We start from the raw sequence: 24,045 nt of genomic DNA, 5'->3' as shown, positions 1-24,045 counted from the left end.
CATGCGTTATGCAATCGTTGTTGAAAAAGCAGGAAATAACTATTCGGCTTACGTCCCGGATTTACCGGGGTGCGTTGCAACCGGATCGACCATTAAAGAAACGGAGCGGGAAATTCGCGAAGCTATCGAACTTCATATCGAAGGAATGATGGAAGACGGTTTACCCATACCACAGCCAACCAGCATCGTTCAATACATCGAAGTTCCTGCATGATTGGATTTCACAACGCATCAGTTTGATACCGTACGTGACCCCAAAGAAATTACTTCTTTTTTTACCAAAGCAACTGCAGAGCGGAAGCCCGCTAGGCTATTCCGCTTTATGGGTTATTTATTCATAGTACAGCGGTTCTCGATATCCGCCGCGACGGCATCGGCGTAACTGAGGTCTGACTTCACGATGGCGCCAAAGTAGGGGTGCCGGTAGAGATCGGTAAAATCGCGCATGAGATCGCACCAATCTTCCAGCACAACGAACTCGTTGCTCCTGAGATGGTACGAGCTGATTCGCGGCTCAAGGAATGCCAATGCCCATTGATTGACGCGCTCAATATCCGCGGGACTGAAATCCTGCACATCGTTCCGCTTGGCCCGGGCGACCAAGTCCGCCAGTTCTTGATCCGATGCAACCGCCAGATGTGCTTGGCTCACTAATCCCGCGAGGGATAACTGATGCGCAATCTGAATCGCCTCGCGGTTTTGTTGCAATTCCAATACCACCAGCACCATACCTGCTACCACGGCGAGGTTAGTGATGATGGTAATCAGCCGTTCAAATTTCATCGGTGTTCTTGATTATTATTCTGCAACCAGTCTTTTGGAATTTTTTGCCAGCATCTTGTGCTGTGTCATGGAATAGCTTCCATAGCGCTCTAATGGACTTCTGCTTTACGAGTTACAAGTTAAAAAAACAAATAAGTCTCTTCAAATTTTTGCGAAATTTTCGATAGTTTTAATCAAACTTTCAAAAGGAAGAAAATCATCAAGATTATTTCTGCTACAAACAAACTCACATGCTTCCAATTTCCTTAATTCCGTTTTAGTTGTTTTTATATGCCCTTTATCGTTTTTTGTTTTAGACCATAATTCAGGATTACCCGTTATCAAGTTGGCAATCTCATTTGACAAAGCATTCTCAATACCACTTGGAAAATGATGATTGTCTTGTTTAGTAAATTTAAAAATTTCAGTATTCTCATCAAGTGAACCTGATGGAACTCCCGAAACATCACAATCGAAAACAAGTAAGGCTTTGAAGTGGTAGTGATATGATTTATTTTTTCTAAGCTTTACAATTGCTTTTAATAAATCACATCCAGAGCCTTCCCCATTCGAGTTTGCCTCAATAATCTTAATACTTTCCAATAGTTCTGATTTTCCGTTAAGTTCTAAAGCCTTTTTAATGTATAGAACATCTGTTTTCCCTTCGCAAAGCACTATTGGCTTAGTAATTTCTTTAAAATTATCAAGCTGTTTATTGATAGAAGCATTTTCTTCATAAATTTCCCTGGCTCTTTCAGCGACAAGCGCAGTAATTCCGAGATTTTCATCTACTTCATCAAATTTTTGAAGTTCATTAATTTCTGATATGCTAAACGAATTATCATCAGAGTTATTAATTGATTTTTTTACTCCCCATTTACCTACGCTTGAGTGATCCAGGCTGTAAAATGCAGGTGAATGCGTAGTAACAAATATTTGGTTTCTCCTAGAAAAATCTTTTTGGAATTTCTCTGCCAATTCAAAAGCTTTTCTCATTTCTAATGAATTCTCTGGTTCCTCATACAACCAAATATAATGTTTACCACTATTTTCTTGCGAAACAAAATCTAAAATATAAGGAATATGTCCTACTTGAATTCCATCACCTCGCTGTTTTAAAGAAAGCTTTTCTGTTTTACCTATTTGTGTTAGAAAATCAAGATCCCCAAATAAATCTCTAAAATTTCTTGGCACTGCTATATTACTAGTAACTCCAATACCTTCTTTAATTCTTTCGGTCATCTGTGCGGTTGCAGTGTTTATAACTTCTGTGATACCACTTGATGCTTCTGACAATCTAATATCCTTCTGAACAAGGGTGTCATAAAGTAATCGCAAATAATGTTTAAAAATTTCTTTGCTTTTTACTGCTGGAACATAATGCAACTCGACTTTATTAAGAAATCTGTAAAGAATATTTTGTTTTATTTGCTTTGGAAAAATATAAGTTTCCGCATTATCTGAATATCTATTCCATTGTCTTTTAACTGCAAATGTTTCTGGCAAAGAACTATAGTTAAAAATATTATTGAATGTGATTTTTACACTGATAAATGCTTTGGTTTTACCTATTTGTGTCTGTTGGATACGTTTGATTGATAGATCTTGATCAAAATCATACGCTTGATTAAGGTCCGTTTGATTGTTGAAAAATAGATTTAATGCCCGAAGAACATTCGATTTTCCCGAATCATTCCCACCTACAATAATATTAAGCGGCGCGCAATTATTGAGTATTCCTGCATAAATAGAACGAAAATAATTAATTTCTATTTTTTGAATAAGTGGTTTTTGCACTACATAACTCCCAACTGAGTAAACACACTAGCAGTGTGATTATTGAGCATTTGATAAACAAAAATTTAATTGTGAGCTTGTAATTAGGTTTGATATAAACAGAGGATTGATTTTGTTGATTTTGTTGTTTTTACAATTCCATCACGCGAACATTAACCTGCCTTTAGGTTCCGGGATCACCTTGCCCAGTTCGCGGGCGGTTTCTATCCATTGTTCGATGACGGTTTTTACATTGGCAACGGCCAGTTCGTAGGTTTCACCATCCGCCATGCAACCGGGTAATTCTGGAACTTCGGCGATAAAAGCATGATCGTCTTCGCTCCAGTAAATGATTAATTCGTATTTAATCAATGTCACATTCTCCCATATGATACTTCGTCAATAGCATTCTAACCTGTTTGACTTGATACGGTTTTGCTTTACTGTGTTTCGGTTGCAAATTGATAATTTCTTCAATGTCTTCGCGAGTAAAAATGTGATGACTTCCTTTTATCCGCTCAGTGAATCCTAATCGGATCAATAATTGGCAAAGTTCGGAAAATGTAATGTCTGCGTCAGTACTACCCGTCAGAATTTTTATTCTGAGTTTTGAATACTTTCCCATTTTGATTATCCAAATTTAGCTACGTATCACAATGATCCGATCGTGATACGAACTGGATGCAGAATCAAGAATATTGCGATGATTCAGGCAATTTTGACTACTGCACGACTTTCGTTTCAACCCAATCTTTCACACCTCCGAGCGCCGCAGGCAACCGCTCCGGTTGAGTCCCGCCTGCTTGCGCCATGTCCGCGCGTCCGCCGCCTTTGCCGCCGACTTGCTGCGCGACGAAGTTGACCAATTCTCCGGCTTTGACTTTGCCGGTCAGATCGGCGCTGACGCCAGCGATCAGCGTGACTTTACCGTCGGTGACAGTGCTCAGCACAATCGCGCAAGATTTGAGTGTGTCTTTGAGTTGATCGAGCGTTTCGCGCAGCGTCTTGGCGTCGGCGTTTTCCAGGTTGGCGGCGAGCACTTTGATGCCGTTGACGTCTTGCGCTTGCGAGGCCAGGTCGGCGCCTTGCGAGCTGGCCATTTTGGTTTTCAGGCGCGCCAGTTCTTTTTCGGTTTGCCGCACGTTGTCGATGATTTGCGCGATTTTTTGCGTGATTTCTTGCGGGTTGGCTTTGAGCGTGTGTGCGATTTCGAGCAATTGCGCTTCGCGTTGCTGCACGTAATCGATCGCGCCTTTTCCGGTCACCGCTTCAACGCGGCGGATACCGGCGGCGACACCGGATTCGGCGACGATTTTAAACAGGCCGATTTGCCCGACTTGCGGCACATGCGTGCCACCGCATAATTCGGTAGAGAATTCACCCATGCCGATGACGCGCACCACGTCCGTGTATTTTTCACCGAACAACGCCATCGCGCCGCGCTTGATCGCGTCGTCGTATTTCATCGAAGCCGCTTCCACTACCCAGTTGTTGCGGATTTGTTCGTTGACCAGGCGTTCGGTTTCGCGGATTTCGTCGGCGCTCATCGGCGCGTTGTGCGAGAAATCGAAGCGCAGCCGGTTGGGATCGACCAGCGAGCCTTTTTGCGTGACATGCGTACCGAGTACTTTGCGTAGCGCAGCGTGCAGCAGATGCGTCGCGGAGTGGTTGTTGGCGGTGCTGACGCGCGTTTGCGGATTGACCCGGGCTTGCACGCTGTCTCGTATGACCAAGCGTCCGCTGCGCAATAGTCCCTTGTGTCCGAATACCCCGGCCTGGATTTTTTGCGTGTCGGTAACTTCAAAGGTACCGTTGGCAGCGAGCAATTCGCCGCAATCGCCGACCTGACCGCCGGATTCGGCGTAGAACGGCGTTTGATCGAGCACCACCACGGCTTCATCGCCCGCTTCGACAAAATCCACCGCGCTGCCTTGTTTATAAATGGCCAGTACCTGGCCGTCGTGCTGCAAAGTATCGTAACCGTAGAACGTGGTTTGGCCGCCTTTGTAGTCGAGACCTTCCTGCATCGCGAACTTGTTGGCGGCGCGCGCTTGTTCACGCTGACGCGCCATCGCTTGTTCAAACCCATCATGATCGACGGTGATGCCGCGCTCGCGGGCGATGTCGGCGGTTAAATCGATCGGGAAACCGAAGGTGTCATAGAGACGGAACGCGGTTTCGCCGTCCAGCATTTTAATATTCTGGCTGAGCGCGGCTTCCAGAATTTGCATGCCGTTTTCCAGCGTCTCGGCGAAGCGTTCTTCTTCTTGCAGCAACACCGCTGCTACGCGGGTTTTGGCTGCGATCAGTTCGGGATACGCTTGCCCCATCGCTTGACTCAAGTCTTCTACCAATTGATGAAAGAATGGTTGCTTCTGCCCGAGCTTGTATCCATGGCGGATCGCACGGCGGATGATGCGGCGCAGCACATAGCCGCGGCCTTCGCTGCCCGGAATGACACCGTCGGTGATCAAAAACGAACAAGCGCGAATGTGGTCGGCGATGACCTTGAGCGAATTATCGGCGAGATTGCTGGTGCCGGTCGCACGCGCTGCTGCTTTGATCAGGCTTTGGAACAAGTCGATGTCGTAATTGCTGTGCACATGCTGCATCACCGCGGAAATACGCTCCAACCCCATGCCGGTATCGACCGATGGTTTCGGCAGCGGATGCAATGTACCGGCGCTGTCACGGTTGTATTGCATGAACACCAGATTCCAGATTTCGATGTAGCGGTCGCCGTCGGCATCGGCGGAACCCGGCGGGCCACCGGCAACGTCCGGGCCGTGATCGTAGAAAATCTCGGAACATGGGCCGCACGGGCCGGTATCGCCCATCTGCCAAAAATTATCCATGGTCGCGATGCGCACCACGCGCGCCGGTTCGACACCGACTTCATTCAGCCAAATATCCGCGGCTTCGTCGTCTTCGGCGTACACGGTGACCCACAGTTTGTCGCGCGGAATCTTCAGGGTGTTGGTCAGAAAATCCCAGGCAAACAAAATAGCGTTGCGTTTGAAATAATCGCCAAAACTGAAATTGCCGAGCATCTCAAAAAAAGTATGGTGCCGCGCGGTGTAGCCGACGTTCTCCAGATCGTTGTGTTTGCCGCCTGCTCGTACGCAGCGTTGCGAGCTGACCGCGCGCGCGTAAGGCCGTTTGTCCTGACCGAGGAATACATCCTTGAATTGCACCATGCCGGCGTTGGTAAATAGTAAGGTCGGGTCGTTGCCAGGCACGAGCGGACTCGATGCTACGATGGTGTGGCCGTGCGATTCAAAAAATTCCAGAAATTTTTGTCGTATTTCGCTGCTTTTCATAATTTTTGTATCTGTTCGTATCGTTCAAGTTCGGTAACGGTCAAGCCAACCGCTTCGCCTTTGACAATCGCCAGGCTTTTGACGACTGCGCGGATGGTAATTTCTTCGTTCATATTGGGCAGATCGGCTTCGGTTAAAACCATGATCTCACCGCTGCTGTCTTCCAGCACGTAGGCTTTGAAGTTGATCAGCGGCAACCGCGTGGGACTTTTGGGAATGCCGCGCAACATCACTTCCTTGCCGTCAAAATTGACCGGTGCGGAAATGATCGCGTTGATCGGGGTCACCGTATCGGCGCTGACCGGCATACCGATCATTGTGCATACCAGCATCAGCAGGATAAGTACAAAACGGAACCTCATGGATTCTCCTCGCTCGCTTGCGTCAGTACTTGTTGAATTGTCTCCATCGAGAAACCTCTATTCATCATGAATCGTATTTGTTTAGCGCGTTCTTCACGGGTGGCAGGCGGATGATCGAATTTCTTTCGCCAAATGTGCGATGCCGTTTCCAGCTCGGTTTCTTTCAAATTTGGCAAGATATTGCGGATCAGACCGTCGTCGACCCCTTTGGATTTGAGTTCTTGCACGATACGCTGACTGCCGAAACGGGAACGCCGGACTCGCGCGACTTGTTCAACCATCCGTTGCTCGCTCAAGTAACCCTGCTGTTCCAATTGATCCAAAACCGCTGCCAGTTCTCCGGTTTCACGGCTATCCCGGTCAGCCGATAGTTTCTGCGCCAGCTCCCGGCGTGAATACTCGCGTTGCGCCAAATAGCGCAAGGCGCGTAATTCAATCGGCGAGCGGCTATCCATTCGGGTTAATTCTCTTTACCGGGTTTATCTTTTCCGGCTTTTTCCTTAATCGGCTTGGCCTGGTCGGGAATGCCGACGATCGCACGGATTTTTTGCTCGATTTCTTGTGCCATGTCTTTGTGTTCTTTCAAATATTCGCGCACATTATCCTTGCCTTGACCGATCTTCTCGCCTTTATAAGCGTACCAGGCGCCGGATTTATCGATCAGCTTATGCTGCACACCCAATTCGATGATTTCGCTCTCGCGCGAAATGCCTTCGCCGTACAAAATGTCAAAATCGGCTTGCTTGAACGGCGGTGCGACTTTGTTTTTAACCACCTTGACACGGGTTTCGTTACCAATGGTTTCCTCACCGTCTTTGATCGAACCGGTACGGCGGATGTCCAGACGCACCGATGCATAAAATTTCAACGCATTACCGCCGGTCGTGGTTTCGGGGTTGCCAAACATCACGCCGATTTTCATGCGGATTTGGTTGATGAAAATGACCATGGTATTGCTGCGTTTGATGTTGGCGGTTAATTTGCGCAACGCTTGCGACATCAGCCGCGCTTGCAAGCCCATTTGCGGATCGCCCATATCGCCTTCGATTTCGGCACGCGGCGTCAGAGCGGCCACCGAATCGATCACGATGATATCGACCGAACCGGAGCGCACCAGCATGTCGGCGATTTCCAAAGCTTGTTCACCGTTATCCGGTTGCGAAATCAGCAATTCCTGAACGTTGACACCGATCTTCTGCGCATACTGCGGATCCAGCGCATGTTCCGCGTCGATAAACGCTGCCGTGCCGCCCAGCTTTTGCATTTCCGCGATGACTTGCAAAGTCAGCGTGGTTTTACCGGAAGATTCCGGGCCGTAAATCTCGATGATCCGTCCGCGAGGTAATCCTCCGACGCCCAATGCAATATCCAGCCCGAGCGAACCGGTGGAAACGACCTGTATATCGTAGGCAACATCATTCGCACCGAGCCGCATGATGGAGCCTTTCCCAAATTGTTTCTCGATTTGCGCCAATGCCGCGTCTAAAGCTTTGCTTCTGTTATCGTCCATGCCAAATGAATCCTATTTGATGAGTGGGGGAAATTATCGCATAACCGTATCCGGTCTATCTAACTTGTTTTATATCATTGTTTAAACAAGAAAAAGAATAACATAGTAAAAAACTCGAGAATCAACCGCACGTGCGCTATAATTGCGCGAAATCATGCAGCAACGGATAGTAAATTGCGCTGCCCCGGTTTTCAGCAATCATTGGTAATTCAGGGAGAACAATCATTCGCGTCATTTTGTTAGGAGGCCCCGGTGCCGGAAAAGGCACTCAGGCCAATTATATTAAGGAACATTTTGGAGTACCGCAAATTTCCACCGGCGATATGCTGCGGGCTGCGGTTAAAGCAGGAACCGAACTCGGCGTAATGGCGAAAAAAATTATGGACGCCGGCGGGTTGGTTTCGGATGATATTATTATCAATCTCGTCAAGGAGCGCATTGCGGAACCGGATTGTGCGAAGGGTTTTTTATTCGACGGCTTTCCCCGGACGATTCCGCAAGCCGATGCGATGAAAGCAGCAGGCGTGCAGATTGATTTCGTCGTTGAAATCGATGTTTCGGATGCCGAGATCGTCAAGCGGATGTCTGGCCGAAGAGTGCACCCAGCGTCAGGCCGTACGTACCATGTCGATTTTAATCCGCCCAAAAATAATGAAGTCGACGACATAACGGGTGAACCGTTGATTCAACGCGATGATGATAAAGAAGAAACAGTCAGAAAGCGGCTTGAAGTGTATCATCAACAAACGAAACCGCTGGTTGATTACTATTCCGCGTGGTCGAGAAATGGTGAAACCGGTGCGCCTCGTTATATAAGAATCGCCGGTATCGGCACGGTTGAGGATATTCGTGATCAGATCCTCACGGCGCTAAAATAAGCTTATTTAGCTGATTTATCAATAACTTTGAAACTCGAAACTCAGGCTGTGATCCTCCGCGGCCTGGGTTTTTGTTCGTACCAATTTATACAATTTTTTTATAGGTTTACGACTTTGATTTGACCGTTCAGGAGAAAAATATGGCAACAAAAAATGCATTTTATGCGCAATCCGGTGGCGTTACCGCGGTAATTAACGCATCCGCTGCCGGAGTATTGGAAGCAGCGCGCCAGCATAAAGATAAGATTGGCACTGTCTATGCGGGCCGCAACGGCATCATCGGCGCTTTAACCGAAGATCTCATCGACACCAACGCGGAATCCGCAGCAGCGATTGCCGCATTGCGTTATACCCCATCGGGCGCATTCGGCTCATGCCGCTACAAGCTCAAAAGCCTTGAGCAAAACCGGCGCGAATACGAGCGCTTGATCGAAATTTTCAAAGCACACGACATCGGCTACTTCTTCTATAATGGCGGCGGCGATTCGGCGGATACCTGCTTAAAAGTTTCGCAATTATCCAGTACTCTGGGTTATCCGATTCAGGCAATTCATGTGCCCAAGACTGTCGATAATGATTTGCCGATCACCGATTGCTGCCCCGGTTTTGGCTCAGTCGCGAAGTACATTGCAGTCTCCACACGTGAAGCAAGCTTCGACGTAGCCAGCATGGCCAAAACTTCGACCAAAGTATTTGTGTTGGAAGTCATGGGACGCCATGCCGGCTGGATTGCCGCCGCAGGCGGTTTGGCATCAAGCCCGGATTGTGAAATTCCAATCGTGATTTTATTTCCGGAAGTTACATTCGACAAAGAAAAATTCCTCGCAAAAGTTGATCGTTGCGTGAAGGAATATGGTTATTGCTCCGTGGTTGTGTCTGAAGGTGTAAAAGGCGCGGACGGTAATTTTCTGTCCGATCAGGGGTTACGCGATGCGTTTGGGCACGCGCAATTGGGCGGTGTCGCACCGGTCGTAGCCAATATCATTAAAGATGGCTTGGGCTTGAAATACCACTGGGGGGTTGCGGATTATCTGCAACGTGCCGCACGCCATATCGCATCCAAAACCGATGTCGATCAAGCATACGCAATGGGTAAAGCCGCAGTTGAGTACGCCATCGCCGGCCATAATTCAGTAATGCCAACAATCGTTCGTGAATCCAATTCACCCTATAAGTGGTCAGTCGGCATGGCACAGCTTTCAAATGTTGCGAATGTCGAAAAAATGATGCCGGCGGATTTCATAAGCGCCGATGGTTTCGGTATTAGCGAATCTTGCAGGGAATACCTCGCACCATTGATTGAAGGCGAAGATTATCCGCCTTACAAGAACGGCTTGCCGGATTATGTACGGTTAAAAAATGTAGCTGTTCCAAAGAAACTGAGCGAATTCAAAATTTAACTATAAATATATAAAAACGATCACGGTTCCGGGTGTTGTAAGGAAGCAAAACTTAGCTAAATGCAATTACCTAACGATCTAAATTTTATAAATATTTGATGCACTCAACGAACAAGAACAGATAAAATACGTTTTGATTTTAGTCTGAAAATAAGTGGTTGATAATGTGAAATTAATGAGGCCAAGATTTCACATCTCTTTTTTATGGTCTGATTTTAATTGGAGTTCTCTATGGCTAGTGGTTTAGTTATCGCAATTATTAGCGCGATTGTAGCCCTTGTATTCAGTGGTATATGGATTAAGGGCATTTTTGAACAATCTACAGGTAATCAGCGGATGCAAGAAATTGCAAAAGCGATTCAGGAAGGCGCTTCCGCGTATCTCAAGCGTCAATATATGACGATTGGGATGGTTGGCGCTATCTTGTTTTTCGCGCTTTGGCTGGCATTAGGCTGGGATACGGCTGTTGGTTTCGCACTGGGTGCGGTTCTTTCCGGTGCCGCAGGCTTCCTGGGAATGACGGTATCGGTGCAATCGAACGTCCGTACAGCCCAAGCAGCGAGTGTCGGATTGAATGAAGCACTTGCGATTGCTTTCCGGGGTGGTGCGGTAACCGGTATGCTGGTTGTCGCGCTTGGTCTGCTGGGTGTGGCTGGTTACTGCGCGATGTTATTCAACGGCGCGGATGCCGATCAGGCAGTCAGCGATATCATTAAACCTCTGGTAGGTTTTGCCTTTGGCGGATCGCTGATCTCCATCTTTGCGCGTCTGGGTGGCGGTATTTTCACCAAAGGCGCAGACGTTGGCGCGGATCTGGTAGGTAAAGTAGAAGCCGGTATTCCTGAAGATGACCCTCGTAATCCGGCAGTGATTGCAGATAATGTAGGCGATAACGTTGGCGATTGTGCCGGTATGGCCGCTGACTTGTTCGAAACTTATGCTGTTACCATCATTGCTACGATGATTTTGGGCGCGTTGTTGTTTACAGCGAATGCGATCGACGCCGTGATTTACCCGCTGATGCTGGGTGCGGTTTCAATTGTTGCATCGATTATCGGTTGTTACTACGTCAAAATGCGCGAAGGCGGCAAGATTATGAATGCGCTCTACCGCGGATTGGCAGTTGCCGGCGGTATTGCATTATTGGCGTATCTTCCCGTGACAGTTTGGTTCATGAGCGGCATGTCGTTGGATCTTGATGGTACCGAAGTTGCGGGCGGCATGCTGGTTATGCGCGTTTTCCTGGCGGCTGCACTTGGATTGGTGTTAACCGGACTGATGGTTGTCATCACCGAATATTACACTTCAACCGATTTTCCGCCGGTACAACACGTTGCTGAAGCATCGACCACCGGTCATGCGACCAACATCATCGCAGGTCTCGGCGTTTCAATGCGCGCTACCGCTGCGCCGGTGCTGGCTGTTTGTATCACCATCTTGCTGGCGTATGCGTTGGCGGGTTTGTACGGTATCGCTATTGCAGCTACCTCGATGTTATCAATGACCGGTATCATCGTCGCATTAGATGCATATGGTCCGATTACCGATAACGCCGGTGGTATCGCCGAAATGTCGGAAATGCCGGATTCAGTTCGCGCCATTACCGATCCACTGGATGCCGTTGGTAACACCACCAAAGCGGTTACCAAAGGTTATGCAATCGGCTCTGCTGGTTTGGCGGCATTGGTATTATTTGCCGACTACACCCACGCATTGGAGCATGCTGGATTGGAGTTATCGTTTGATTTATCCAACCACATGGTCATTATCGGTCTGTTTATCGGCGGTATGATTCCTTATTTGTTCGGTGCGATGTCGATGGAAGCGGTTGGACGTGCGGCAGGTTCTGTTGTGATCGAAGTACGTCGTCAATTTAAAGAAATCCCAGGAATCATGGAAGGCACAGCCAAGCCGGATTATTCCCGTGCAGTGGATATGCTCACTAAGGCCGCCATTAAGGAAATGATGATTCCTTCGTTGCTACCGGTATTGATTCCGCTGCTGGTGGGTGTAATTCTGGGACCGCAAGCATTGGGCGGCGTATTGATGGGTTCGATCGTAACCGGCTTGTTTGTTGCAATTTCAATGACAACCGGTGGCGGTGCTTGGGATAACGCTAAAAAACATATTGAAGATGGTCATTTTGGCGGCAAAGGCAGCGAAGCTCACAAAGCATCGGTAACCGGTGATACCGTGGGTGATCCTTACAAAGACACCGCTGGTCCAGCAATCAATCCATTGATTAAAATTATCAATATCGTGGCATTGCTAATTATTCCATTGCTGTAATCCGATTGTTTTAAGCAGTAATAAAAAAAGCACATCAGAAATCTGATGTGCTTTTTTGTTTTATTGGTAAGCATTGCACGCAAAAGATGCCGCGCCAATAACAATGAGAAAAATGCAAAATCTACTTCGGTTCCCGGATCCGACTCATACTAACTAATTTTCCAAACAAGAACTAAAATCTACCAGCAATAGGTAACCGATGAACCGCCAATGATAATGGTTTTACAAGGACGCGTACTCGCAACTGGAGGGGTTCCGAGGCCACCTGCCGGATTGAGTGACGCAGCAGCAGTGGCTGCCGATGGCTCCGCATGTTCGACGATGCTGATGGTCTGAACCCCGGTTGTTGTGGTTGTAAGTGGACGAGCGGCCGTTTGGTCACTGTCATTCACGCCTGCTCCTTTCAGTTGATGGACTTTACCGGTTTTATCGATGCACAACATTACAACGACGTCGCTGATACCGGCATCACTCTTTAGCGCATTTAAGGCAGCAGCAGGAATAGATGGTTTAGACATTTCAAAACTCCTTTATTAATAGTTTAAAGTAAGGCGTACAAAGAACGTACGAGTCGGAATGAAACGGGAAGAAGTATTCATCTCGTTAAACTGGAAGTTATAGCTGCGATAGTAGAACTGCTCATCGCTGAGATTTCTTCCTTCAAAACTCAGAATTCCCCTGCGATTGGGTAATCGATAACCCAGCGCCGTATCCAGCAGCACAAAATCACTATTGCCTTCCGCCAGGCGAGGATCTGCATCCGGCAAACGCTTCAAGCTCTGCTGCAAATAGGTCGTGCTAACTTTGCCGAAAAACCCGGTCGGATGAAAATAATTGATTGTAAACGGGGCGCTGAGCGAGTGGATTTCATAAGGTTTGTTGGGATCGTTCACAGTGACTGCGGCACGATCATATTGTTCGTACTGGAACTCCCCGTTAACCGCCCAATGCGCGTGCGGCAGCCAGTACAAATACGAGCGATACAGCCTTTCCTGTTGCTGCTCACCGGCAAATTGCCTGAAATCGCCATTGAGGTAAGGAACTTTCAGATCCCGATCCGATACTTCCATGCCGCCGTATATATTTTTACTAAAAGCAGCATCCAATCCGGCGCCCATGCGCCTCGATCGTGTGCCGTTCAAATCGTCAAACATCTGATTAAATCCGGCTACCTGCGTCGGCTCCAGCGTCTGATTCGCGATCAGCGCGGATTTCACCGCCTCGAACCAAGCTAACCGCAGCCGAAGACCAGGCGTAAGATCCCATTGCAATCCGAACTTCGGATTTACCGCGTCAAAATTCTGATTGACAGCATCTCTGAAAGCATCGTAACTCACTCCCAAGGTTGCATTAATATTCTGAAAATAATTCAGATTCGAATAAAAATAGGCATTTTCTCGTTCCCGGGTGAAATTCACGGTATTGGAAGAACACACATCACCATTGCATCGAAGCTTCGCATCAATATCATAAGCGCCGGCGCCGGTCACCAGATTCATAAATTTATCCCGGTGCAAAAATTGTCCTTCCAGTTGATAACCTTGATCTTTCAGCCTGTTATTGAATGAGGGAAAGAGAACATCGAACGGAATCCCCGCGATTTTCATCAGTTCCGCCGGATGTGCCGTATTCTCGCGACGATCAAAATAAATACCAGAAATCAGAAAATCCTGCTTGGAAGAGAGCGAATAGCGGATACCGCCACGAGCGGTATCCTGATCCAACTGCCTCCGATCTCGCGAATGGAATGACGGATTGAAATCGAGCAGCAAATCGCCGTGATCCGAATTTCGCCTGCGAAACTCAGCCTGGACATTCAATTTCGGGGTTAGTGCATACTGCGCGAAAGCATTGTAGATATTATGATTCTGATCATTATTGGGACGGAACCCATCGGATTGGAAGTGATACTGACCAAGGCTGATCGACGCCTTGTCATAAACCGCCGAAAGCGTTGCTTCATTTCCAAACGTGCTGTTACTGCCGGCAACCCCGGAAGCAACCAGTTGCGGCTTGTTGCGCTCCATCAGCGGTGCAAATTCATTAAATCCTGCTCTGGCCGGACCGGTATTGTTGATAATGTTAAGATCCGCGACCGCCAAATGCGGTTGTACCGGATTCACGTTAATAGGTTGCAATAACTGCGCTTGCAATAACTCACTGACGCGCGCCACTTCATGCCGCGGAATATTCGCATAAGCATCTGAAAGAAAACGATGCGAAGAGTGATTCGCCGGATCGATGCTCAGCGATTTGGCCGTTTCCACCAGCGCGCGCTTTTCGAATCCCAAATTATCATAAATCCGCGCCAGACTTGAACCGCGCGCGGCTTCGTCCTGATCCAGCAAGAATTTCGACCGGTATACTGCACGGTTATTATTGAGCTCGATGGATTTCTGCAAATCCATCAAAGCCTCGACCGGTCTGTTTTGCGTTTGCTTTTGGATAGCGTCATAAAACCATGGCGTTGGATCTTGCGGGTCTTTTTCCTTAGCTAAATCAAACTGTGTAGCGGCCAGCGGATAGCGTCTCTCCTCGAAATAGGCTTTACCCAGGTAACTGCGAATTAAGGAATTGGCAGGATCCAAACTAGCCGCTATTTCCAGCTCAACCCGGCCAGCGTCGATTTCACCTTCACGGATAAGCGCCAACCCCATCCCCAGCCTTGGCATCGGATCAGCTTGATCCAATGCGATTGCTTCAGAAAATTCAGCCTTGGCTCGCTCTGTCCGCACCTGCAACAACTGTGCAAAACCTAAGACTGTCTTTGTCCTGGCAAAACGGGGGTTCAAGTTGACCGCACGTTGTGCAGCATCTAGCGCACGATCGAGATCCCCATGCGACATTTGCAGCTTGGCCAATCTCGCCCACGCCAGCGCATTGTCCGGATCGATTGCAATGGCTTGCTGAGTGCTTGCCAGCGCATCATCTATTTTAAAATGCGCCTGCTGCGCATAAGAAAGCGCTAGTTTTGCAGCCGGAGAATCCCCTTTTAAGGTAACGGCACGCGTGGCAAGTTCCAGCGCCCGATCTTTATTATTTTGAACGACTGCAATCATTGCTAATAAAGCATGCGCATCACTATTATCCGGTCGGGTGCGAAGTATCTCTTCAATCTCCACTCTGGCTTCGCTGGCCTGCCCCACTGCCAATAACAGTCCAGCCTGGAATAAATGGAGATTAATGCCGGAATCGCTCTTTGGGATGTTCTCGAGTATTGACAGCACCTCGTATGTTTTACCTTGCTGATAAAGCTCGACCGACTGCCTCAATTCCGGATGTAGCGCCAATTCATTGGTCAATTGAGCAAGTTGATAATCGATGATTACCGGATAATACAACGCCCATTGCACCGCATCAGTCGGATTAATAGTAGTTACGCGCTGCGGCGCAGCGTTGCGCGTAGCAATTGCGGCCTGATGATCTTCCAGCACCAAGCTGCCTTGTTCATTGCTGGCGGTAACCTTTCCTTCGTAAATCACCAGTTGCGTACTGGTTTCATCGACGCCGACAAAAAATTCGGTACCGTCGACACCCGCATTGACAAACGGCGTTCTGACTTTAAAAGGTTTCGGCGTGCGCGTAATGATATGAATAGCGCCAGAAAATAATTCCAGTATCGAACGGACCTTTTCCGGGTTCTCCGGTTTTGAAAAAGTCATACTGGTTTTCTGATCCAACCGCAGCACGCTCGCGTTGCTCAGCAAAAATGCCGCGCGGCTGTGCGTCCTGGCACGAACACTATCGCCCGGGCAGATAGCGGTATGAAGCGTCATCGCTTGCCAGGTTGAACTGGAAGCACGACGCAATTCGATGATTCCTTGAATTGAAATAATCTCTGCCACAGCCGGTTCACAAGCTTCTCCAGCGAAAGATTCATCAGCGCCCGTCAGCAGCATGACGGACAAACAAACAACAGCCAGTAAGCGCGCCAGACAATTCCGGTAACTTAAGTTAGGCTTAATGCTCTGGCTCGGTCTCATTATTGTTATTCTTCCAGATCTGAAGTATGTTGTGATGCGTGGCCCTCAGTCCAAAGGAAAGCGCTTTTACAAAACCCCTCTTTAGACAGAATCCGAATTATACGAGAGAAATAACCTTGGCACTAGCTTGGATATTTAATCTTTTGATAATAATCAAACTAACTCGAATTTTAGGCGGGATCGCATTAACTGCCTGTGACAAAACTCACATAAATCGCTTTAACAGAAAATCAACCGCTTCATTTGTTGCTGATGCGTATAGTCGGATCCCATGAATCGGCTGGAACAGTCGATCGATATTGCTGACAAGCAGCCAAGAAAAAACGGGCAGGACCGTCTTCGGGCATTGCATCCAGTATTTTATTAAAACCTTCGGAGGCTTCTCCCCACTGCTGGCGCTGGTAGGCATTTAAAGCTCGGCTGAAAGTTTCACATAGCCATAATTGCCGCTCACTGGCTGAATCTCTGTGCGTCATCAATTCAAACAAATTAACCGGCGTTGATTTTCCGATTAAGAGAAAATCACCAAGCGGACGCGTTAGAAATTCGTCCAGCCCTGTGATCACTTCGCTGGATACTAGAATGCGGGTACCCAAATATTTGTTGGCGCCCTGGATGCGGTTAGTCGTATTGACGATATCGCCGATCGCACGGTATTCGTAATGATGAAGCGCACCGATATTCCCTAATAGCATCTCACCGAAATGCAAACCTATCCGCGTCGGCAAAGGTAAATGCGTACTGAACTGGTTAAAGTGATCGATGGCCGCTGCAATATCGAGACAGGCATAGCAGGCTTCTTTTCTCAGATCGGTTTTCGATGAAGTCTTTGACCAGATAGCCAGCATCGCGTCTCCAACCACATCGGAAACAATGCCGTGATGCCGCCTGACAGGCTCAAACAAAGCCGCATAATAATCATTCATCAGTTTCGCCAGCTGCTGCGGCTCAAGCTTTTCCGCAAGCGCGGTATACTTCTCCGCGTCAGTCGCCAGACAAGCGCCATAAACCAATTGATTCGAAAATGCCATGGCGCCCGCATTTTTGACGATGTCGTTGACAACTCGCTCCGGCAAAAAGTAGCCAAATGCTTCTTTCAGCTGCTGACGATCGAGCTTAGCTTCGTAATATCTTAGCAATACGGCGCAAAAGAATGCCGCGGGTATCTGCACACAAAGCGGATTCACCAAAGGCAACCAAATGCCGGCATCTTTAAAGTAATAATACGCAGCACCTACGTAAAGCAGTACCAACGCCGTACAGGCAATCGCTACGCCCTGTTTCTGCCGGATTAAAAAAATGACGCCTAACGCAAAACCAAAAACAAACAATAACCCCAAGCTTCCCACCCGGGAGAGTGGTCTAATCGGCCTGTTTTCCAGCAAATTGGCAAATGCCGTTGCTGCAATCTCGACACCGCTGATGTAGAGCCCGTCCGGATTCGAGAAAACCGTATGATAATCATCCCGGACCACATCTTGCTCCGGTTGATTTGCAGCCGAGAAACCGACAAATATCACACTATCCTTAAAATCATCGATTTCGGATTGCATGTCGCCGGCATTGCCGCCTTTACCGTGTAATGCCTGAACATATGAAATAGTTTTGATACTGCGCGGCGGGCCATAGAAATTCAGGTATCGCGTATCCCCTCCCGAATACAAACTGATCAATGCCTGGATCGTTTGCTTGTCAGTGGAATCCAGAACGGAATCGCGATTTAATTCCGCTTGCAAGCGGGCAGCGATTTGAGGATCGTGACTGAATAGATCGTGCAGAGAAAAAATGAGGTCTTCGATATCAATCGTTGTTTCTTCTCGAATGGCTAGTGCCTCGGCATACGCTGGATTTACCTTATGCAGCAGCCGCACAAAATCATCGTAAAGCGGCATTGTAACCAGCTGAAAAACCACTGCGGGGATTGTCGGAATATCTCCGGCATCGGCTTTGAACACCCAATAATGATCAACCCTTGCGGATTTAGGCAAGGGGAACGGAGCATGAGCCTTAATCGCATTTGCTACCGCCGGCAGCAACTGAATCGGCCCCTCTTTGGTTACCCGATGTTCGTTCCGTTCCTGCAAATCGGGGTAAAACGCGCTGTCGTCATGAACCAAGCGTTCCACCAGAACAATATTGCCTGCCGCTTCCATACTGGCAACAAGCTGTTCATCATGCGCAATGATCTCCCCTGGTTTATCGAAAATAAGATCGAATACCACAATGCGCGCACCGGCTTGCGTGAGCCGCTCTATCAGTTGCGCATGTAAATTGCGCGGCCACAACCGTGGCGTCAGCGGTAAATCCAATTGCGTTGCAGAATATTGGTCGATCGCCACAACCATGACTTTCTCGGGCGCTGTCACCGCGCCGCGTAGGTGAAAAAGCCAATACAGCCCATATTTCTCTTCCAGCCAGAGACCTGCGGGAGATACATAAACCATAACGCCCAGCAAACCGATAAAAACGCCCAGATAAAGGTGTTTAAGCCAAATGGCCATAATTGTTATTTGTGACTAATAATTGGAAACTCAGATTAGCATCATTCCGCTATGCCGTCATTTTAAGGAATGTCGACTGAGAAATTAAATCGACATCCTCAGAAAAAATCTGCTTGGGAAACACTGATTAATTCACCGAGCAAGATCAGATGCAAGGCGGATGGAGCGCAAGAAACGAGACATATCGATAGGATAGACGAGTTTTTGAGCACCACCCGACACAGCAAATCGCTTGCGCAGGCAATTAATCAACGTTCCCCTTGACCTTCCCATCATGGCAAGGATCATGATCGAGACTCCTTTAACTCATCACTTAGGGAAACGCTGATTAATTCGGCGAACGAGATGAAGCACGAGGCGCACGGCACACAGCAACCGAGACATATCAACAAGATAGGCGAGGGGGCGAGTACCGCGCAACGAAGTGATTCGCTCGTATAGTCAATTAATCAGCATTTCCTTTGGAGCTCAACATGAAAACTCATTTACATCATCAAAACCCATCGCTCAATGAGATAGCAGCAATCGCCACTCTGCACTGTTTATCGGGTTGCGCCATCGGCGAAGTTGCAGGTATGGTAATCGGAACAGTGCTCGGTTGGAGTAATACCGAAACCATTGTGCTGGCAGTTTTACTCGCCTTTTTCTCCGGCTATGCGCTTACAATGTTACCAATGCTGCGTGGCGGCTACCCGCTTCGAACCGCGATGAAAATTGCACTCGCCGCGGATACGGCTTCGATCACGATCATGGAAATCGTCGATAATCTGTTGATGGTGATCATTCCGGGTGCGATGGATGCGCCGCTTGATTCGTGGCTGTTCTGGAGCAGTCTGTTGGCTGCGCTGATAATCGCCGGTATCGCCGCTTTTCCGCTTAACCGTTGGCTAATAGCACGCGGTCGCGGACATGCGCTGGCACACTGTCATCATTGAGAGGACGAAATGAACATTGGACAAGCAGCAAGCGCTTCCGGCGTATCAGTCAAAATGATCCGTCACTACGAAGCGATCGGATTGATTCCGAAAGTATCGCGCTCATTAGCCGGTTACCGGCATTATCAGGCGCGCGACATACATCTGTTGCGCTTCATACGCCGGGCGCGAGATGCCGGATTCAGCACAGCGCAAATCAAAAAACTGCTATCGCTATGGCAGGACCAGCAACGGCCTGCGCGCGAGGTGAAACAACTGGCGGCAGCGCATTTGGCTGATTTGCAAACGCGCATCACCGAACTGGAATCGATTGCGCAGGCATTAACGCAATTGGTCGCGCATTGCCACGGCGATGAGCGCCCGCAATGTCCAATACTTGATAATCTGGCCGGTGACGATACCGGCCGCTGATCCCTATAATTTGGAGATTGACTATGACATCACTGACACGCTTTTTTATTTCCGCAAGCTTGCTGTTACTGACCGGAGTGGCTCTTGCCGATGATGATCATCACCATGCGGGGGGCTTCGATCAGGAAAAACTCGGTAAAGTTAACTTTCCGGTTTCCTGCACGCCTGTTGCACAAACACAATTCAACCAGGCTGTGGCGATGCTGCATTCGTTCTGGTACGACGAAGCCGAAAGAACCTTCCGCCAGGTCACCATTGCCGATCCTCAATGCGCCATGGGCTATTGGGGCATCGCCATGAGCCTTTACCAGCAATTGTGGGCCACGACTCCGAGCCTTGGCGAATTACAGCAAGGGCGGGACGCCATTCAGCAAGCACAGTCATTAAATGTTCAAACCGCGCGTGAGAAAGCCTATTTGGAAGCTGCCGCAACATTGTATCCGGCGAACACCAGCAACGATTATAGCGCCCGGAAGCTGGCGTATGAGCAAGCGATGCAACGCATCGTCGCAGAATTTCCAGACGATCATGAAGCGGCGGTGTTTTATGCGCTGGCGCTGATTTCAAATGCTTCGCCGAATGACAAAACCTTTGCCAGGCAAAAACAAGCGCTGCAATTGCTGCAGCGTATCTTGAAGGACGAGCCGCAACACCCCGGCGTCGCGCACTACATCATCCACAGCAGCGATTACCCGGAACTGGCGGAACTTGGACTCGATGCCGCCCGGGGGTATACGAAAATCGCTCCCGCCGTGCCGCATGCCCTGCACATGCCATCGCATATCTTTATCCGCCTCGGCCAATGGCCGGATGCAGCGCAATCCAATTGGGTGGCGTACGAGACTGCACAAGAACACGCACGGTTGAACGCTTCGGATAATCACTGGGATCAGCGCTTTCATTTCATGGACTATCTGTTGTACGCATATTTACAAATGGCTGAAACCGATAAAGCCCGGCAAATTGTGCAACAACTGCAAGCCATTCATAACGCGCAACCGCAAAATACCACGGTTGCCTATGCCTATGCCGCTATTCCGGCGCGCTTCGCGGTCGAACGCGGTGACTGGTACGAGGCGGCAAAACTGAGCATCCAGCCAGCGGACTTCCCGTGGCAACGATTCGGCTGGTGCGAAGCGATTATCCATTTTGCCAAGGGGGTCGGCGCCGCCAGAACCGGTAACCTCGCAGACGCCAAAAACAGCTTGAAACGTCTGGAAGCATTGCGCGATAGAGACCGCTCCGCTGATAAAAACTACACCGCCGATCAAATCGAAATTCAACGCTTGGCGGTTGCCGCCTGGATCGCGGCTGCCGAGAATCGGCCCGCAGAGGCATTGCGATTGATGCGCGCATCCGCCGATCTGGAAGACTCGACCGAGAAAGACAACGTCACCCCCGGCGCCATCATTCCTGCACGAGAATTGCTCGGCGAATTGCTGCTGACGCTGAACCAGCCTGCCGCCGGACTGAAGGAACTGGAAGCCTCGCTGCAGCGCACCCCAAACCGCCGCAATGCGCTGTATCGCGCAGCCCAAGCGGCGAGAGAAGCCGGTAACGAGTTAAAAATAATTCGCTATGAGCAGCAATTGCATGAATTGACGCAAACCAGTTAATCGCATTGACCAATCAGCAGTTTTTACAGATTCGATTTGCCAAATTCAGGCATCGCCGATAATGAACATCGAATTTCAGGCGAGGTAGCGATGGTGAAGGGGATTCCGCTGCGGCGGGTGGCACGCAAGTAGGATGTCATTAAGCGCAGCGCAATGCACCATGCGGTAGTACAACATACGCCGAAAAGACCTATCGAGTCTGACCCCATTGCTGTGTGACCCCATTGCTGTGCAGCCAGACCCACCAAAAAATAAGCACTTAGCGCATAATTGCCTAAGTGCTTTTTCATTTTATGATTCTGTGTAGGCATCATGTAGGCAGAATGAGATCAACTTACTATGGAGGTTTAAAAATCGAAACCTCTGAAACAATATGGAAATGAAGCAATATCGCAGCCAGCTTATTCATAAGATAACTTTTCAAGCCGCTATGGCTGAATTAGATAAGTTATAGGCGTTTTTAATTGTTATCTTTTCGCGGATGATGAAAACAATTAAACCAGCTGTACCTTCTATTTTCTTACGAGTGAAGGTGTTACTTTATGCACTGCAATTTATTAGGTGTTGTGGATTTCGACGACGAAATAAGACAATTGAAATATGATTAGCCTTGCTATGTTTCTGAGCCATTAAACATCATGGGAGCTCATTTGAAATGATGGGCTAGTTAACACACTTTTTTCGAGTTTATTAATAACATTTCTAGAGCTAGAATATGCGCATGGAAGCGTACAGAAAGTACATTTAAATAATTCTGTGGTTTATAATGCATTGTTTACAGAGACATATTTCTGGAAAAAAATTATAATATCCTTACCAGTTAGTTTTGATCGTGTAAGTATGTATCCATTTATTGACGCGGCGATTACGAGTCAAAATGAATCAAAAGCTGGCAAAGTCGTTTTTGATTTAAGAAAATTAAAAACAATTACACCTACTGGAGTGATTGTTTTTAGCAATCTAATTGAATTTTTCAAAAAAAATAGAGTAAGAGTTGAATTTGAAAATTATGAGTCTAAATTCGACGCAATCAGTTTTCTAGATGATGTAGGTTTTTTTAAACTATATGTTGGTCAAAATTTAGAAAGAGCAAATAACTCTAAATTTAAAAATATGCCTTTGGAGCTGATTGCTAAGGATGATTATATTGGATATGTGCATTTTCAATTAATACCATGGATCGCAATGCAAGCAAGATTGGGGGGCGAAGGTTCATTAGCTCCTTTAAGGAGTTGCATTGAGGAAGTGTTCCTTAATATTAACGATCATTCTGGAGTTGATATGGGATGTACCTATACTCAATTTGACCCAAAAGAATTAAAAATGACAATCGCAGTTTCTGATTTTGGAAGAACTATCCCTGCTGTAGTAAGAGAAAATAATCCTAGTTTAAAGTTATTGGATCACGAAGCTATCGGTATGGCATGGAAGGAAGGATTTACAACAAAATCAAATGTTAGAAACAGAGGGGCGGGGCTACACAATTTGATCCAATATGTTACTCAACAGAACGATGGGACTATATTGATTGCTTCCGGAAGAGGTGAAATATCAGCAGTGAAACACACGGATTCTTACAAAGTAATAGCAAGGCCATCACGAGGTTACTATCCAGGAACATTAGTGAGAATAATACTAAAAACTAATAATTTCGATAAATTTATGGAGGACACCAAAGAGGAGCAATTTAAATGGTAATTATTATTAAAAATCATGTAAGAACGACATCCTCATACGAGGATGGGGAAAAAATATTTAACTTAATATATCCTGAAATAGCTAAAAATAAGAGTGTGTCTGTATCTTTTGATGGGATCGACTCTGTTCCTTCCGCCTTTATAAATGCGGCATTTATAAGACTGCTGGAAAAATTCTCTTTTGAACATATCAGAAATTATTTGAAAATAACTAATTCTACTCATCATATAAATACATTAATACGAAATAGATTCGCTTTTGTTGTAAAAAAATCTGAACCGGCATGAACTAGCTACCAAAAATTGGCTAGCTCTGTCGGAGTAGTGTTTAGTTCACGCACGTGCATTCCGTGCTATTTGCAAATACCGCAAATGTGCGCTGGAATTGGTTTTTGGTTTATCCATGATTAAGTACTGATCTGTCTCATTACATCCAATGCTAGTTAGCCATTCCTCGAAGTGTCGGTGAGACGATGTAGCGCTCTATCCGAAACGAAGGCGTTGGTTCAACCACCCTGTCGGGAATTAACGACGCCATACCCAAGTTAAAAACTTGGTCGAGCAGATTTACTAACTTTGAATTATTTGGAACTGACAGAACGAGA

General features: G+C 47.6%; 21 protein-coding genes. 9 read left to right on the top strand and 12 right to left on the bottom strand.

The window, feature by feature from the left end; genetic code table 11:
- Window position 1 precedes the first annotated feature (1 nt).
- A complete protein-coding gene (locus ACV7NC_RS11140; protein WP_458152642.1) occupies window positions 2-214 on the top strand; it encodes a type II toxin-antitoxin system HicB family antitoxin in 213 nt (70 codons plus the stop codon).
- Window positions 215-327: 113 nt separating this feature from the next.
- Here ACV7NC_RS11140 and ACV7NC_RS11135 read toward each other — a convergent pair whose 3' ends face one another.
- From ACV7NC_RS11135 to recA, 8 genes are all read right to left on the bottom strand, one after another.
- Window positions 328-783 carry a hypothetical protein gene (locus tag ACV7NC_RS11135; RefSeq protein ID WP_458152641.1) on the bottom strand — a complete coding sequence of 152 codons (456 nt, stop codon included), beginning with the start codon at window positions 781-783 and terminating at the stop codon, window positions 328-330.
- A 141-nt stretch (window positions 784-924) separates the two neighbouring features.
- Window positions 925-2,559 (bottom strand): ATP-dependent nuclease, encoded by a 1,635-nt coding sequence (locus ACV7NC_RS11130; protein WP_458152640.1) that lies wholly within the window; start codon window positions 2,557-2,559, stop codon window positions 925-927.
- 141 nt (window positions 2,560-2,700) lie between these two features.
- Complete coding sequence (locus ACV7NC_RS11125; protein WP_458152639.1) at window positions 2,701-2,916, bottom strand: type II toxin-antitoxin system HicB family antitoxin; 216 nt, start codon at window positions 2,914-2,916, stop codon at window positions 2,701-2,703.
- On the bottom strand, window positions 2,903-3,163 hold the full coding sequence (locus ACV7NC_RS11120; RefSeq protein ID WP_458152638.1) for a type II toxin-antitoxin system HicA family toxin: 261 nt from the start codon (window positions 3,161-3,163) through the stop codon (window positions 2,903-2,905). The genes ACV7NC_RS11125 and ACV7NC_RS11120 overlap by 14 nt, the downstream gene beginning before the upstream one ends.
- A gap of 97 nt (window positions 3,164-3,260) precedes the next feature.
- Window positions 3,261-5,858: an alanine--tRNA ligase gene (gene alaS, locus ACV7NC_RS11115; protein WP_458152637.1), complete on the bottom strand. Its 2,598-nt coding sequence runs from the start codon at window positions 5,856-5,858 to the stop codon at window positions 3,261-3,263.
- Window positions 5,855-6,220, bottom strand: coding sequence for a hypothetical protein (locus tag ACV7NC_RS11110; RefSeq protein WP_458152636.1), 366 nt, complete (start codon window positions 6,218-6,220; stop codon window positions 5,855-5,857). Before ACV7NC_RS11110 ends, alaS begins: the two co-directional genes overlap by 4 nt.
- Window positions 6,217-6,675 (bottom strand): recombination regulator RecX, encoded by a 459-nt coding sequence (gene recX / locus ACV7NC_RS11105; protein ID WP_458152635.1) that lies wholly within the window; start codon window positions 6,673-6,675, stop codon window positions 6,217-6,219. Before recX ends, ACV7NC_RS11110 begins: the two co-directional genes overlap by 4 nt.
- A 5-nt stretch (window positions 6,676-6,680) precedes the next feature.
- Window positions 6,681-7,730 carry a recombinase RecA gene (gene recA / locus ACV7NC_RS11100; protein WP_458152634.1) on the bottom strand — a complete coding sequence of 350 codons (1,050 nt, stop codon included), beginning with the start codon at window positions 7,728-7,730 and terminating at the stop codon, window positions 6,681-6,683.
- Window positions 7,731-7,954: 224 nt separating this feature from the next.
- On the opposite strand from recA, the gene adk reads away from it, so the two are divergent.
- The 3 genes from adk to ACV7NC_RS11085 all read left to right on the top strand — a co-directional run bounded on the left by adk (window position 7,955) and on the right by ACV7NC_RS11085 (window position 12,297).
- On the top strand, window positions 7,955-8,608 hold the full coding sequence (gene adk, locus ACV7NC_RS11095) for an adenylate kinase (protein WP_458154920.1): 654 nt from the start codon (window positions 7,955-7,957) through the stop codon (window positions 8,606-8,608).
- A gap of 140 nt (window positions 8,609-8,748) precedes the next feature.
- Window positions 8,749-10,008: a 6-phosphofructokinase gene (locus ACV7NC_RS11090; protein ID WP_458152633.1), complete on the top strand. Its 1,260-nt coding sequence runs from the start codon at window positions 8,749-8,751 to the stop codon at window positions 10,006-10,008.
- A 231-nt stretch (window positions 10,009-10,239) separates the two neighbouring features.
- Window positions 10,240-12,297: a sodium-translocating pyrophosphatase gene (locus ACV7NC_RS11085; protein WP_458152632.1), complete on the top strand. Its 2,058-nt coding sequence runs from the start codon at window positions 10,240-10,242 to the stop codon at window positions 12,295-12,297.
- Window positions 12,298-12,476: 179 nt separating this feature from the next.
- On the opposite strand, the gene ACV7NC_RS11080 is transcribed toward ACV7NC_RS11085, so the two are convergent.
- From ACV7NC_RS11080 to ACV7NC_RS11070, 3 genes are all read right to left on the bottom strand, one after another.
- Window positions 12,477-12,815 carry a hypothetical protein gene (locus ACV7NC_RS11080; RefSeq protein ID WP_458152631.1) on the bottom strand — a complete coding sequence of 113 codons (339 nt, stop codon included), beginning with the start codon at window positions 12,813-12,815 and terminating at the stop codon, window positions 12,477-12,479.
- A gap of 15 nt (window positions 12,816-12,830) precedes the next feature.
- Entirely contained in the window at window positions 12,831-16,280 is a 3,450-nt protein-coding gene (locus tag ACV7NC_RS11075; protein ID WP_458152630.1) for a TonB-dependent receptor domain-containing protein, read from the bottom strand.
- A gap of 239 nt (window positions 16,281-16,519) precedes the next feature.
- A complete protein-coding gene (locus ACV7NC_RS11070; RefSeq protein ID WP_458152629.1) occupies window positions 16,520-18,781 on the bottom strand; it encodes a CHASE2 domain-containing protein in 2,262 nt (753 codons plus the stop codon).
- Window positions 18,782-19,254: 473 nt separating this feature from the next.
- Here ACV7NC_RS11070 and ACV7NC_RS11065 point away from each other — a divergent pair, with 473 nt between their 5' ends.
- The 3 genes from ACV7NC_RS11065 to ACV7NC_RS11055 are packed head-to-tail and all read left to right on the top strand — an operon-like array spanning window position 19,255 to window position 21,743.
- Window positions 19,255-19,716, top strand: a complete 462-nt coding sequence (locus ACV7NC_RS11065; protein WP_458152628.1) for a DUF4396 domain-containing protein — start codon at window positions 19,255-19,257, stop codon at window positions 19,714-19,716.
- Window positions 19,717-19,725: 9 nt separating this feature from the next.
- Window positions 19,726-20,127, top strand: coding sequence for a Cu(I)-responsive transcriptional regulator (gene cueR, locus ACV7NC_RS11060; protein ID WP_458152627.1), 402 nt, complete (start codon window positions 19,726-19,728; stop codon window positions 20,125-20,127).
- 23 nt (window positions 20,128-20,150) lie between these two features.
- Complete coding sequence (locus tag ACV7NC_RS11055; RefSeq protein ID WP_458152626.1) at window positions 20,151-21,743, top strand: hypothetical protein; 1,593 nt, start codon at window positions 20,151-20,153, stop codon at window positions 21,741-21,743.
- Window positions 21,744-21,766: 23 nt separating this feature from the next.
- Here ACV7NC_RS11055 and ACV7NC_RS11050 read toward each other — a convergent pair whose 3' ends face one another.
- A complete protein-coding gene (locus ACV7NC_RS11050; protein WP_458152624.1) occupies window positions 21,767-22,033 on the bottom strand; it encodes a hypothetical protein in 267 nt (88 codons plus the stop codon).
- A 481-nt stretch (window positions 22,034-22,514) separates the two neighbouring features.
- On the opposite strand from ACV7NC_RS11050, the gene ACV7NC_RS11045 reads away from it, so the two are divergent.
- Together ACV7NC_RS11045 and ACV7NC_RS11040 are read left to right on the top strand one after the other, a co-directional pair.
- Window positions 22,515-23,441 carry a hypothetical protein gene (locus tag ACV7NC_RS11045; RefSeq protein WP_458152623.1) on the top strand — a complete coding sequence of 309 codons (927 nt, stop codon included), beginning with the start codon at window positions 22,515-22,517 and terminating at the stop codon, window positions 23,439-23,441.
- Window positions 23,435-23,728 carry an STAS-like domain-containing protein gene (locus ACV7NC_RS11040; RefSeq protein WP_458152622.1) on the top strand — a complete coding sequence of 98 codons (294 nt, stop codon included), beginning with the start codon at window positions 23,435-23,437 and terminating at the stop codon, window positions 23,726-23,728. Before ACV7NC_RS11045 ends, ACV7NC_RS11040 begins: the two co-directional genes overlap by 7 nt.
- Window positions 23,729-24,045 lie beyond the last annotated feature (317 nt).

The organism is Nitrosomonas limosa (assembly GCF_054188085.1).
The sequence above is the reverse complement of the archived record's forward strand: the minus strand, read 5'-3'. Positions and strand labels throughout refer to the sequence as shown.